We start from the raw sequence: 11,360 nt of genomic DNA, 5'->3' as shown, positions 1-11,360 counted from the left end.
GATGAAGATCCTCGTGACGGGCGGCGTGCGGTCGGGCAAGTCGCGGCACGCCGAGTCGCTGCTGGACGGTCCGGTGACCTACGTCGCGCCCGGGCCGGTGCGCGACGACGTCGACTGGCAGGCGCGGATCGAGGCCCACAGGGCCCGGCGACCGGGGTCCTGGACCACGCTCGAGACCGGTGACCTCGCGGCCGCGCTGCGGACGGACGGTCCGGTGCTGGTCGACTGCCTCGGCACCTGGCTGACCCGGCTGGTCGACGACGCCGGGCTCTGGGAGGCGCCCGCGCCCGCGGTCACGTCGTACGTCGGCGCCCGCACGGCGGAGGCGGTCGCCGCGCTGGGTGACGACGTGGTGCTGGTGACCAACGAGGTCGGCCTGGGTGTGGTGCCGGAGCACCGTTCGGGTCGGCTCTTCCGCGACCTGCTCGGCACGGTCAACCAGGAGTTCGGCGCCGCCTGCGACGAGGTGCACCTGGTCGTGGCGGGCCGGGTGCTGAGGCTGTAGCGGTCCTCGGGTGGCCCGGCGCGCTAGACCCACGACCACCCCAGCAGGGTGACGGCGAGCGCGACCTCGATCGATGCGCCCAGCACGTCGCCGGTGACGCCCCCGAAGCGCGCGACGGTACGACGGACCAGCAGCACCACCGCCACCCCGCCGGCGACCGACAGCAGCAGCCCGCCGAGCACGGCGAGCGGTAGTGGCACCGTCCGCGTGTAGACCAGGCCGAGCCCGTCGGTCCGGGCCGCGGGCACGCGCGAGCAGCAGGCGATCCAGAGGGCGCAGCGGGACAGGCAGACCAGCAGCCCGGCCAGCAGCGCGCCCCGGGTCGAGGTGCCGAGCGCGGCCAGCGCGGCGACCTGGATCCCGAGCACGACGACGGTCGCGACGACCCCGGCCGGGCCGGACGTGCCCGACTTCATGACCGCGAGCGAGCGCGCGGCGTCGTACGACGCGGTCAGGCCGTCGGCCACGTCGGACAGGCCGTCCCAGTGCAGCGCTCGGCTGCCGGCCGCGAGGGCGCCGACCGCCACGAAGGCCACGGCGAGCGGCGGCAGGCCGGCCAGGTCGCCGAGCAGCAGCACCGCGGTGACCAGCGCGCCCAGCGGGAGGACGGCCAGCGGGGCCAGCAGCATCGCCCGCCCGGCGACGGTCGGGTCGACCCGGCCGGGGGACCGCACCGGCAGCGCCGTGAGCGTCCCGACGGCGAGCCGCCAGGCGTCGCTCACAGCTCGGACAGCAGCGCCACGTCGCGCAGCAGGGCCACGGCCGAGCGCAGCACCGGGACCGCGGCGACGGCCCCGGAGCCCTCGCCGAGCCGCAGCCCCAGGTCGAGCACCGGCTCCAGGCCGAGCTTGTCCAGCGCCAGGGACTGGGCCGGCTCGGTCGAGCGGTGGCCGGCGGCGAACCAAGCCGCCGCGCCCGGGTCGATCCGGTCCGCCGTCAACGCGCAGGCGACCGACATCAGCCCATCGAGCAGCACGGGCACGCCGCGGCGCGCGGCCTCCAGCAGGTAGCCCGTCGTCGCGGCCAGGTCGGCGCTGCCGAGCGCGGTCAGGGTCTCGACCGGGTCGTCGGCGCGGTCGCCCGCCCGGCGCAGCGCGGCGTCGAGGACCTCGGTCTTGCGCGCCAGCCCGGCGTCGTCGACCCCGGTCCCGCGGCCCACCACCTCGTCGGCGGGCAGGCCCAGGCCGGCCGCGACCAGCGCCGCGGCCGGGGTGGTGTTGCCGATGCCCATGTCGCCGCTCAGCAGCAGCTGGCCGCCGGCGGCGATCTCCTCGGCCGCCACCTCGGCCCCGGCGGCGAGCGCGCGCCGGGTCTCCTCGGCGGTGAGGGCGTCGGTGCGGTGGATCGCCCCCGAGCCTCGCCGTACCTTGCGTTCGCCGACGGACTCCGGCACCCCGGCCAGGTCGTCGTCGACGCCGAGGTCGAGGACGCGCACGTGCACGCCGTGGGCGCGGGCCAGCGCGTTCACGCCGGCCCGACCCGCGACGAAGGTGCGGACCATGGCGGGCGTGATGGCCGGCGGGTACGCCGAGACGCCGTACGACGCGACGCCGTGGTCGCCCGCGAAGATGACCAGCCGGACGTCGTCGAGCTCGCGGGGCGGGACGACGCCCTGCGCCGCGGCCAGCCAGACCGCCAGGTCACCGAGCCGTCCGAGCGCCCCCGCCGGGGTGGCGAGGGACTCCAGGCGTCGCGTCGCCTCGGCCCGGACGACGGGCGAGGGCCGACGGATCGCGGCCGGGGACGTCACAGGCTGGCGGCCAGCTCGCGCCGCGCCCGGACCGCGGACGTCTGGCCGTGCAGCCGAGCCACCAGACCCGTGAGGCCGACCCCGATCACGCCCCACAGGGCCACCAGGGTGAGCAGCGAGGCGCGGCGGAAGAACCAGAGCTCGTCGGCCGGGAAGTCGCCCACCTCGTTGACCGTCGGCATCAGCAGCCCGGCGGCGACCATCACGACCAGGTAGAGACCCGCGCCCGACACGACCCCGACGTACGTGCTGACGTCGGCGGCGAGCCGCACCGCGAGCAGCGAGGCGAGGGCGGCGACCGCGACCGAGATCAGCACGAAGCCGAAGAACCAGCTCGTCCGGTCGCCGATGGTGTCACCGCTGCCGACGGCCGGTGGCGTGGCGGGGTACTTCAGGAACGGCACCAGGGCCACGGCGACGAAGCCGACCAGGCTGACCACCGCGGTGGACTGCCCGGGGGAGAGACGACCCAGGCGACCGACCGTGCCGGCCGCGACCAGGGCGACCAGGCCGCCGACCGCGAGGCCGACGGCGAGGGTCCCGGTGAGCAGGCCCCAGGTGCGCTGGTTCGGCCGCGAGACGGACGTGCCCTCGTCGGCATGCTCGTCGGCATGGGTCGGCTCGTCCGCGGCGGCCGCGTTGGCCTCCTCGAGGGCGATGGCCCGCTCGACGTGGGGCTCGCCGACCTGGTGGGCGACGAGGAAGGAGGCGAAGCCCGCCAACAGGCCGATCAGCAGGCCGCGGACCAGGAAGTTGCGCGCAGTCACGACGTGGCCCCGCTCAGTGGCAGGGGTAGCCGAGGAGGTGACGCCCGTCGTGGACCCACTCGTGGATCGCGTTGCCCGACGGGATGGAGATGGCGCCCTGGTCGGCGCTGATGAAGAAGAGCGTGAGAAGCCCGAGCAGCCCGAAGAAGAGCGCCCACGGGGCGATCTCGCGGACGGGGATGGTCGGGACCTGGACCTCGGCGCCGGGCACGGCGGTCGACTGCGACATGTTGCCTCCTCAGGGATAGCTGCGTCCCTGTTCGATGGGGTGGAAGCGGACCTTCGGGTCTGACTCCACCGCCCGTCCGATCGCTCGGAGGCGGTGTCACAGTAGCGCGACTGTGCCGGATTCCCACCGGCTTCCTCGTGCCCGCGGACGCAGCCTAGGGCATCCCGAGGAAGCTGCGGCAGGTCGTCCGCGTCACAGCCCTCACATCGGTCCCGAACCTGCCGAACCTCCGGTCATGGACGTGCGCGCGGGAGCCCCACCGGGGGAGGAGGCTGCCCGGGCGCTGCTGCGTACCGTCCTCGGTCCGGACGGGGTCGCGGGCACGCCGTTGATCACGCACGCGGAGATCGTGGCGACCGCGACCGAGCTGAGCGCACACCTGCTCCAGGTCGACGACTGCTGGGTGCAGCCGCCCGGCGCGTTCGCCGAGTCGCTGAGCCGCAGCGCCGGCGAGAACGGCGGCGTCTGGCTCGGCAACCCGACCCTGCCCGCGGCCGGCCCCCTCGGCTCCGTGCGGATCCGGGGCGCCCTCGGCGGAGCCCCGTTCTTCGTCGGCGGCGAGCGGCACGCCCTGATGGTCTTCACCGTCGCCCCGCGCGCGTGGACGCGCGCGGACCACGTCGTCCTCCGGCAGGCCGCCGCCGAGCTGGGGTCGGCCCTCGAGGCGACCCACGGCCACCAGCGGACCCCGGCGCAGGAGGCCCGGGCCCGGTACGACGAGCTGCGCAGCGAGCTGCTGACCGTCCTCAACCACGAGCTGCGGACCCCGCTGGCCGCCCTGAGCGCGGGCGTGGAGATGCTGGCCGACCTGGCCGAGGAGCTGCCCGTCCCGGTCGGTCGGCTGGTGGCCCGGATGGAGCCCAACCTGGCCCGGCTGCTGGAGCTCAGCGCCAACGTGACCACCCTCGGCGACGTCGCGACCCCGCAGTCGCGGGTCGACACCGCCCGGATCGGGCCGGCCGACGCCGCCGCGGTGGCCCGGACCTGCGTCGCCTCCCTGGGTACGGCGGCCGCCCGGGTCGACGTGCACGAGGCAGGCCCCGGCGTACCGCTGGTGGTGGTGCCCGCCGAGGACCTGCGCGAGCTTCTGGACCGGGTGCTGAGCAACGCGGTGAAGTTCTCCGGGCCGGACGACCGGGTCACGGTCACCGTGGAGCGCCGCTCGTCGCGGGTCACGGTCGTGGTCGCCGACACCGGCGTCGGGGTGCCCGAGCACGAGGAGCACGCCGTCGGCCAGCCGTTCTACCGCGGGTCCAACGCCCGCGCGCTCCAGGCCCAGGGGGCCGGGCTGGGGTTGTCCGCCGCGACCACGATCGCGCGGCGCTGGGGCGGCACGGTCGAGCTGCGCCCGGGCGCCGACGGCGGAGCGGTCGTCACCGTGCGGCTCCCCGCCGCCGAGCGGGGCGCCCCGTGAGCCGTCCGTCACGACACGTCCGCTGGCCCGGGATCCTCGTCGGAGGTCTCGGGCTCGTGCTGTTGGCGCTCAGCTGCGTCGTGGCCTCCGACCTGGCCACCACGTCGCGGAGCCTGCAGGACGAGGTGGTCCGGACCGAGGGGCTGGTGCTCTCCAACGTGCGCACCCTCGGGCAGACCCAGCGTGAGCTGCTCCGGCTGCAGCACCTGCTCGACATCGACGCCCCCGACGACGAGGTGCGGCTGCAGGCCGGGTTCGTCAGCCAGCGCACCCAGGAGAGCGCGCTGTCCTACCAGCAGGTGACGCTCGGGGCCGACAGCCTGATGGCGACCGCCCGGCGCAACGAGGCGGCGTGGCGCGAGGAGGTGCTGCCCGCCCTGAACGGGCTGCTGCTGGACAGGCGGGACAGCGCGCGTACCCGGGCGCAGATCGAGGAGCGGATCCAGGGGCTCGAGCGGTCGTACAACGTGCTGGCCTCCCTCGGCGAGACCAACCGGCGGGAGCAGGTGGCCACGACCAACGAGACGGCGACCGACCTGAGCGGCGACCTGCGCCGGCTGCTGCTGATGCTCGGGGTGCTGCTGGCCGCCGCGCTCGCGAGCAGCGCGACCGGCGCAGTGCTCTTCCTGCGGGCCGACCGGCGCCGCAGCGACGCCGTACGGGAGCTGCGGTCCCTCAACGACGACCTGGCGTTCTACTCGCGGGTCGTGGAGGCGACCGACAGCCCGCTGATCGCCTCCGACCCGACGGGCCGGATCACCTGGGTCAACGAGGCCTTCACCCGGTCGACCGGGTGGCGCCTGGAGGAGGTGCGCGACCGGCGCCCGGGGGAGTTCCTGCTCGGTCCCGCGACCGACCGGCCGACCGTGCGCCGTCTCCTCGGGGCGATGGAGAACCGCGAGCCGGTCCGGGTCGAGATCGCGATCTACACCCACGACGGCGAGCAGCGCTGGGTGACGACCGACGTCTCGCCGCTGCTCGGCGCGGACGGGGAGCTGGAGGGCTTCTTCGCCGTCCAGACCGACATTACCGAGCGTCACGAGGCCGAACTGCTCCTCGTCGAGGCCCGGCGGGCGGCCGAGGAGACGGCCCGCCAGAAAGCCTCGTTCCTGGCCACCATGAGCCACGAGATCCGCACCCCGCTCAACGCGGTCCTCGGGCTCACCGACCTGCTGCTACTCACGGACCTCGACGGGGAGCAGCGCGACTACGTCGAGACCGCGCACCGCAGCGGGAGCCACCTGCTGGCCCTGATCAACGACGTGCTCGTCTACTCGTCGCTGGAGTCCGGACGTCTCGAGCACGCCGAGGAGCCGTTCTCCATGGCCGGCGTGCTGGGCGAGACGGTCGCGATGTTCGGCCCCGAGGCCGAGGTCAAGGGCGTCGCGCTGCGGCTGCACCTCGCGCCCGACGTGCCGGCCGCGCTGCGCGGCGACGAGGTCCGGCTGCGACAGGTGCTGGTGAACCTGGTCGGCAACGCGCTGAAGTTCACCGAGAGCGGCTCGGTCTCGGTCGAGACCACCGTCGTACGACGGAGCGAGGACGCCGACGGCCGGCCCGTCTGCGAGCTGCTCACCACGGTCACCGACACCGGCATCGGCATCCCGGGATGGCGGATCCCCGACCTGTTCCAGTCGTTCGTGCGCGGCGACGCGTCGACGACCCGCGAGTACGGCGGTACCGGCCTGGGCCTGGCGATCAGCCGCGGTCTCGTCGAGGCGATGGGCGGCACCATCGAGCTGGAGTCCGAGCTGGGACGCGGCACCCGGGTGTCGGTGCGCACCGCTCACCGGGCGATCGGCGCGCCGGAGTCCGATCCGGCCGCACTCGTGGCGGCCGAGCCCGACGACTCGTGCCAGCTCTCGGTGCTGGTCGCCGAGGACGACGCGGTCAACCGCAAGGTCGTGGTCGGGATGCTGGCGCGCCTGGGGATCGTGCCCTCGGTCGTCGGCAACGGGCGGGACGCGGTGGACCTGGTCGAGCGGGTCGACTTCGACGTGGTGCTGATGGACGTCGAGATGCCGGTCATGGACGGCGTGAGCGCCGTACGACGGATCCGCGACTCGCAGGGTGAGCGTCGACCGCACGTGATCGCGCTGACCGCGAACGCGCTCACCGGGGACCGGGAGCGGTTCATCGAGGCCGGCATGGACGACTACGTCAGCAAGCCGGTCACCCTCGAGTCGCTCACGGCCGCGCTGGTCCGGGCGCGGCCTCGCTCGTCGGTGTGAGGACCGGCGTACGACGGAGCACCTGCGCGAGCAACCCGGTCGCCACCAGGAGCCCGCCCGACATCGCGGCGACGCCGGACCAGCCGCCGGCCGACCAGACGTGGCCGGCCAGGCCGCCGAAGACCGACGAGCCGAGGTAGTAGGCGAACAGGTAGAGCGAGGCCGCCTGCCCCGCCCCGACGCCGCCGGCGTGCGCCCGGGCGGGGACCCAGCCGCTCGCGACCCCGTGGATCACGAAGAACCCCGCGGTCAGCAGGGCCAGTCCGGCGACCACGGCCGGCAGCCGGTCGGGCAGCGTCAGCAGCACGCCCGCGAGGCCGACCGCGCAGCCGGCCGGGACGACGGCCCGGCGCCCGAACCGCTCCGCCAGCCGGCCGGCGAGGGCGGCGCTGAGGCTGCCGATCGGGTAGACGAGGAAGACCAGGCTGGCCGCGCCCAGGCCGAGGTCGAAGGGCGCCCCGGCGAGCCGGAAGCCGAGGGCGTTCGAGACGGCGATGAAGGCGCCCATCGCACAGCCGCCGATGCCGTAGAGCGCCAGCAGGCCCGGATCGGTCAGCGCGCGCCGGGTCATCGCCAGCAGCCGGCCCTGACCGGGCGCGACCGCCCGGAAGTGCCGCGACGGCGGCAGCAGCACCCGGACCACGACCGCGCAGCCGAGCGCCAGCGCGGCCACGGCGGCCAGCGCCCACCGCCAGCCAGCGACCTCCGCGACCGCCCCCGGCAGCAGCCGGCCGACCATGCCGCCCAGCGCGGTGCCGCCGACGTACAGCCCGGCGGCGCGGGCGTGGAGCGAGGGGTGCAGCTCCTCACGCAGGTACGCCGTCGCGACGGCCGGCAGCCCGGCGAGGGTGATGCCCTCGACCAGCCGGAGCGCGAGCAGGGTGTGCCAGGTCGGCGCGAGCGCGCAGAGCACGGCCACCACGCCGGCGGCGAACACCGCCGTGTGGATGAGCGGAGTCCGGCCGACGACCTCGGAGAGGGTGCCGGCGACCAGCAGGGCGACGCCCAGCCCGGCCGTGGTGAGCGAGAGCGAGAGCGTGCTCTGCGCGGCGCTGACGTCGAAGGACCGGGCGAGCTCGGGGAGCAGGGCCTGGGTGCTGTAGAGCAGGGCGAACGTGGTCACGCCCGCCGCGAACAGCGCGATCGACACCCGGCGGTGCTCGGCGCTGCCGCTGAGGTAGCCGGTGGGCTGGTCGAGTACGGCGGTCACTCGCTCCATCCTGCTCGGATGCGCGTGATGCGTCCAATGTGTCACTCGCTGGATCTCGATACGATCAGCGCATGATGATCCGGGACCTGGAGTGGCTGCTGGTGGTCGCCGAGCACGAGCACGTGACCGAGGCCGCCGCCGTGCTCGGCGTTCCGCAGCCGACCCTGTCCCGCGCGCTCGCCCGGGTCGAGGGCGAGTTGGGCGCGCGGCTGCTGGAGCGGGTGCCGGACGGCGTCCGGGTCAACCCCGACGGAGCACTGGTCGTCGCAGCCGCCCGTGACCTGACCGTCCGGCACGCCCGGCTCCGCGCCGAGCTGCGGGCGCGGCTGGACCCGGACACGGGGACGGTCCGACTGGCTTTCCTGGACTCGATGGCGACGTCCCTGGTGCCGCGGGTGCTCGGGGACTTCCATGCCGTGGCACCGGCGGTGCGCGTCGAGCTGCGCCAGGAGCCGGCGCACGAGATGCTGCGCGACCTGGACGCCGGCCTCTCCGAGGTCGCGATCATCTCGCCGCGGCCGGGCCCGTCGTACGCCTGGCTGCCGCTGCAGGAGGAGCGGCTGGTCCTCGTCGTACCCCCGGGGCACCGGCTGCGCTCGCGGCGCCGGGTGCGGCTGGCGGAGCTCGCCGACGAGGAGCTGGTGACGACGCCCACCGGCTTCGGGCACCGGGCGCTGGTCGACGGGCTGCTCGACGCGGCCGGGGTGACCCCGCGGGTCTCGTTCGAGAGCGCGGACCTGGCCACCATCGAGGGACTGGTGGCCGCGGGGCTCGGGGTGGCGGTCGTGCCCGAGCAGTTCGCCGGCGCCTCGGGCACGGTCGGCGTGCCGGTCGCGGCCGCCGCGGCCCGGCGTACGGTCGGGCTGACCTGGCGGGCGGACCGCGACCTCGCCCCGGCGGCGGCACGGTTCCTGGAGTTCGTGCGCGGGTGGGCTCAGTGAGCCAGGTACGTCGCCGCCATGTCGCGGTCGCCGTGCCCGGCCTCGACCCCGCGGGCGAGGTGCTCGCGGACCCCGGGCAGCACCGCGAGCTCGGTGCCCGCGGCCCGGGCGGCGGCCAGGATCAGGTCGGCGTCCTTGACCGCCCCGCTGAGCGCGAAGGACGGGTCGAGCGCACCGCTGAGCATCGCCTCCCCCTTCAGCCGGAGGTACGGCGCGTCGACCGCGCTGCCCTGCACCGCGTCGAGGAACAGGGCCGGGTCGAGTCCGAGGTCGCGGGTCAGCGCCAGCGACTCGGCGAGGCCCTCGACGACCGTGAGGACCCAGGCGTTCGCCGCGAGCTTCAGTCGGGTGCCGGCGCCGGCGGGGCCGAGCCACAGGGTGCGCGAGCCGATCGCGTCGAGGAGCGGAGCGACGTGGTCGGCGACCTCGTCGGGACCTGACGCCAGGACCGTGAGGGTGCCGTCCTCGGCGGGCTTGCGGGTGCCCAGCACCGGGGCGTCGACGAGGACCAGGCCGAGCTCCTCGGCCAGCGCGATCGCTTGGTTGGTGCCCGCGACCCCGATCGTGCTCTGCTGCAGCCACGTCGTGCCGGGCGCGATCGCGTCGCCCAGGCCGGAGACGACCTCGAGGACGCTGTCGGCGTCGTACAGCATCGTCAGGAGGACGTCGGCACCCGCGACCGCCTCCGCAGGTGTGGCTGCGACGGTCGCGACGTCGGCGAGTGGCGCGGCCCGCTCGGGCGTGCGGTTCCAGACCCGGAGGTCGATCCCGGCGGCGGCGAGGTTGCGGGCCATGCCCGCGCCCATGGCGCCGGTGCCGAGCAGGGCGACGGTGGGGAGATCGGTCATCCGGCCATCCTCGCCGACGGGTGGGCGCGCCCCGCTGGTCTGGGCCGTCCCGCAACGGCGCGGGCCCCACACGTCGGAGGGGGTTGAGTCGATCGGCAGGTCGAACCATGGCCGGGATCGGACTACTGGCGCTGACGGTGGGTGGGACGGTGGTCGTGCTGGTGGCTGCGTCCGGTGGCGTCGACGACGACCCGGTGCTGGAACGGGACCCCAGGTCGCCGGCCGCGGCGCCGGGGCCGCTGGTCATCTGTGGCGGTCACCATCACCTGGATCAGCGACCCGGCTCGACCTACCCCGCCCGCGCGGTGTCGGTCGGCTAGCTCGGGTGGGTGCCGGTGGGGTCGACGCGGCGCTTCAGTCCGTGCGGTGACGTCCATTCGAAGGTGGTCCGGCCTGTTTGTTCGACGGTGTAGCCGGCGTGGGTCTTGGCTCGGTGGTGTCGTCGGGTGAGGGGTGCGGCGGCGTGGTCACCGGTCTGTCCGGGTGGTCCACCGGTGTCGGGGTCAAGGTAGGGCGTCGGGTGATCCAGATCGACCCGCCTCGTGACGGACGTGGAGTGCGGGAACGCGTCGGCTGGGATCAGGATCGCGGTCCGCTCCCGGACGATGGTGGGGTGCTCGTGCCGGTCGACGGCGATGGTCTCCGACAGATCCAGCACGGGTCGCAGCGTCACGTTCGCGTGGGCGAGGAGGAGTCGGACCTGGTCCAGGACCAGCGGCCCCAGCTCCTCGACTCGGGCGACGCCGACGCCGGTGTCGAGGGCGGCCTGGTGGAGGTGGACGTGCAGCACCGCTGACGGCTTCCGCGTCTTGCTGGCCTGTTCGTCGTCCTGCTGGTCGAGGAACTGGAGGAGTGCGGCGAGGTCGTGGGGTCGGGCCAGCCAGCCCAGCGCGATGGCGCGGAGCTCGGCCTTGGTGACGTCCTCGGGCAGGTCGGGGTGATGAGCCTGACGTAGGTCGGCGTCATCGTGGAGGAGGTCGGCGACCCGGTCGACGGTCGCGTCGACCCAGGCGGCGTCGCCGGCTTCGAGGCGGGCGAACAGCATCCGCAGCCCGGTGTCGTCGGTCGGGGACAGCACGACGGTGCGGGTGCGGCGTTGTTCTTCGATGCGGGCGGTGTGGGCGGCGGTGTCGGTTTCGATGATCTTGGCCTCGACGATGCGGAACACCCGCCCGGGCGCACACCCGCCGATCGCCCGGGCTACGGCCTCGTCCACCAGCGCGACCTGGTCGAACGACAGCTTGCGGGTCATGGACGCGACCCGGCACGCGACCCACGCCTCGCAGGCGAGGGTCTGGACGATGGCCCACGTTTGGGGGAGGCGGTGGCGCAGGTCGAGGGCGTCGGCCATCACTGCGCGGGTGGAGAGGAGGTGGGTGTGGCGGGCGATGGCGAGCTCGCCGAGGCAGAGGTCTTGGACGTAGGGGGTGCCGTCGCCGCCGAGGTCGATGAGCTGGTCCCCGCC

The 11,360-nt window shown here is 74.8% G+C and carries 11 protein-coding genes and 1 pseudogene; 5 read left to right on the top strand and 7 right to left on the bottom strand.

The window, feature by feature from the left end:
• The first annotated feature begins 1 nt into the window (after position 1).
• Positions 2 to 505 carry a bifunctional adenosylcobinamide kinase/adenosylcobinamide-phosphate guanylyltransferase gene (locus tag BLT76_RS24735; RefSeq protein WP_090860992.1) on the top strand — a complete coding sequence of 168 codons (504 nt, stop codon included), beginning with the start codon at positions 2 to 4 and terminating at the stop codon, positions 503 to 505.
• Positions 506 to 528: 23 nt separating this feature from the next.
• On the opposite strand, the gene BLT76_RS24730 is transcribed toward BLT76_RS24735, so the two are convergent.
• The 4 genes from BLT76_RS24730 to BLT76_RS24715 are packed head-to-tail and all read right to left on the bottom strand — an operon-like array spanning position 529 to position 3,251.
• On the bottom strand, positions 529 to 1,227 hold the full coding sequence (locus BLT76_RS24730) for an adenosylcobinamide-GDP ribazoletransferase (RefSeq protein WP_090860991.1): 699 nt from the start codon (positions 1,225 to 1,227) through the stop codon (positions 529 to 531).
• Positions 1,224 to 2,255 carry a nicotinate-nucleotide--dimethylbenzimidazole phosphoribosyltransferase gene (cobT, locus tag BLT76_RS24725; RefSeq protein ID WP_244509562.1) on the bottom strand — a complete coding sequence of 344 codons (1,032 nt, stop codon included), beginning with the start codon at positions 2,253 to 2,255 and terminating at the stop codon, positions 1,224 to 1,226. Before cobT ends, BLT76_RS24730 begins: the two co-directional genes overlap by 4 nt.
• Entirely contained in the window at positions 2,252 to 3,022 is a 771-nt protein-coding gene (locus BLT76_RS24720) for a CbtA family protein (protein ID WP_090860990.1), read from the bottom strand. The genes cobT and BLT76_RS24720 overlap by 4 nt, the downstream gene beginning before the upstream one ends.
• Before the next feature lie 13 nt (positions 3,023 to 3,035).
• Positions 3,036 to 3,251 (bottom strand): CbtB domain-containing protein, encoded by a 216-nt coding sequence (locus BLT76_RS24715; protein ID WP_090860989.1) that lies wholly within the window; start codon positions 3,249 to 3,251, stop codon positions 3,036 to 3,038.
• A 235-nt stretch (positions 3,252 to 3,486) separates the two neighbouring features.
• Here BLT76_RS24715 and BLT76_RS24710 point away from each other — a divergent pair, with 235 nt between their 5' ends.
• Entirely contained in the window at positions 3,487 to 4,665 is a 1,179-nt protein-coding gene (locus BLT76_RS24710; protein WP_090860988.1) for a sensor histidine kinase, read from the top strand.
• Positions 4,662 to 6,896: a hybrid sensor histidine kinase/response regulator gene (locus BLT76_RS24705; protein ID WP_139175858.1), complete on the top strand. Its 2,235-nt coding sequence runs from the start codon at positions 4,662 to 4,664 to the stop codon at positions 6,894 to 6,896. The genes BLT76_RS24710 and BLT76_RS24705 overlap by 4 nt, the downstream gene beginning before the upstream one ends.
• On the opposite strand, the gene BLT76_RS24700 is transcribed toward BLT76_RS24705, so the two are convergent.
• Positions 6,853 to 8,106, bottom strand: a complete 1,254-nt coding sequence (locus tag BLT76_RS24700) for an MFS transporter (RefSeq protein WP_244509561.1) — start codon at positions 8,104 to 8,106, stop codon at positions 6,853 to 6,855. The genes BLT76_RS24705 and BLT76_RS24700 overlap by 44 nt on opposite strands.
• Before the next feature lie 71 nt (positions 8,107 to 8,177).
• Between BLT76_RS24700 and BLT76_RS24695 the strand changes: the two genes are divergently transcribed.
• A complete protein-coding gene (locus BLT76_RS24695; RefSeq protein ID WP_090860985.1) occupies positions 8,178 to 9,047 on the top strand; it encodes a LysR family transcriptional regulator in 870 nt (289 codons plus the stop codon).
• On the opposite strand, the gene BLT76_RS24690 is transcribed toward BLT76_RS24695, so the two are convergent.
• Positions 9,041 to 9,895 carry an NAD(P)-dependent oxidoreductase gene (locus BLT76_RS24690; protein ID WP_090860984.1) on the bottom strand — a complete coding sequence of 285 codons (855 nt, stop codon included), beginning with the start codon at positions 9,893 to 9,895 and terminating at the stop codon, positions 9,041 to 9,043. The two genes, BLT76_RS24695 and BLT76_RS24690, sit on opposite strands and share 7 nt — an antisense overlap.
• 107 nt (positions 9,896 to 10,002) lie before the next feature.
• On the opposite strand from BLT76_RS24690, the gene BLT76_RS24685 reads away from it, so the two are divergent.
• Positions 10,003 to 10,215 (top strand): hypothetical protein, encoded by a 213-nt coding sequence (locus BLT76_RS24685; RefSeq protein ID WP_090860983.1) that lies wholly within the window; start codon positions 10,003 to 10,005, stop codon positions 10,213 to 10,215.
• On the opposite strand, the pseudogene BLT76_RS26060 reads toward BLT76_RS24685, so the two are convergent.
• Positions 10,212 to 11,360: pseudogene (locus BLT76_RS26060) on the bottom strand (hypothetical protein); the annotation flags it as partial. The gene BLT76_RS24685 and the pseudogene BLT76_RS26060 sit on opposite strands and share 4 nt — an antisense overlap.

This window comes from Nocardioides lianchengensis (assembly GCF_900101465.1).
Taxonomy (GTDB): domain Bacteria; phylum Actinomycetota; class Actinomycetes; order Propionibacteriales; family Nocardioidaceae; genus Nocardioides; species Nocardioides lianchengensis.
The sequence above is the reverse complement of the archived record's forward strand: the minus strand, read 5'-3'. Positions and strand labels throughout refer to the sequence as shown.

What these genes read in the sequence shown, in the direction of transcription:
- BLT76_RS24735 (WP_090860992.1), top strand. Translation starts at nt 2, where the DNA reads ATGAAGATCCTCGTGACGGGCGGCGTGCGGTCGGGCAAGTCGCGGCAC.
- BLT76_RS24715 (WP_090860989.1), bottom strand. Translation starts at nt 3,251, where the DNA reads ATGTCGCAGTCGACCGCCGTGCCCGGCGCCGAGGTCCAGGTCCCGACC.
- BLT76_RS24710 (WP_090860988.1), top strand. Translation starts at nt 3,487, where the DNA reads ATGGACGTGCGCGCGGGAGCCCCACCGGGGGAGGAGGCTGCCCGGGCG.
- BLT76_RS24695 (WP_090860985.1), top strand. Translation starts at nt 8,178, where the DNA reads ATGATGATCCGGGACCTGGAGTGGCTGCTGGTGGTCGCCGAGCACGAG.
- BLT76_RS24690 (WP_090860984.1), bottom strand. Translation starts at nt 9,895, where the DNA reads ATGACCGATCTCCCCACCGTCGCCCTGCTCGGCACCGGCGCCATGGGC.
- BLT76_RS24685 (WP_090860983.1), top strand. Translation starts at nt 10,003, where the DNA reads ATGGCCGGGATCGGACTACTGGCGCTGACGGTGGGTGGGACGGTGGTC.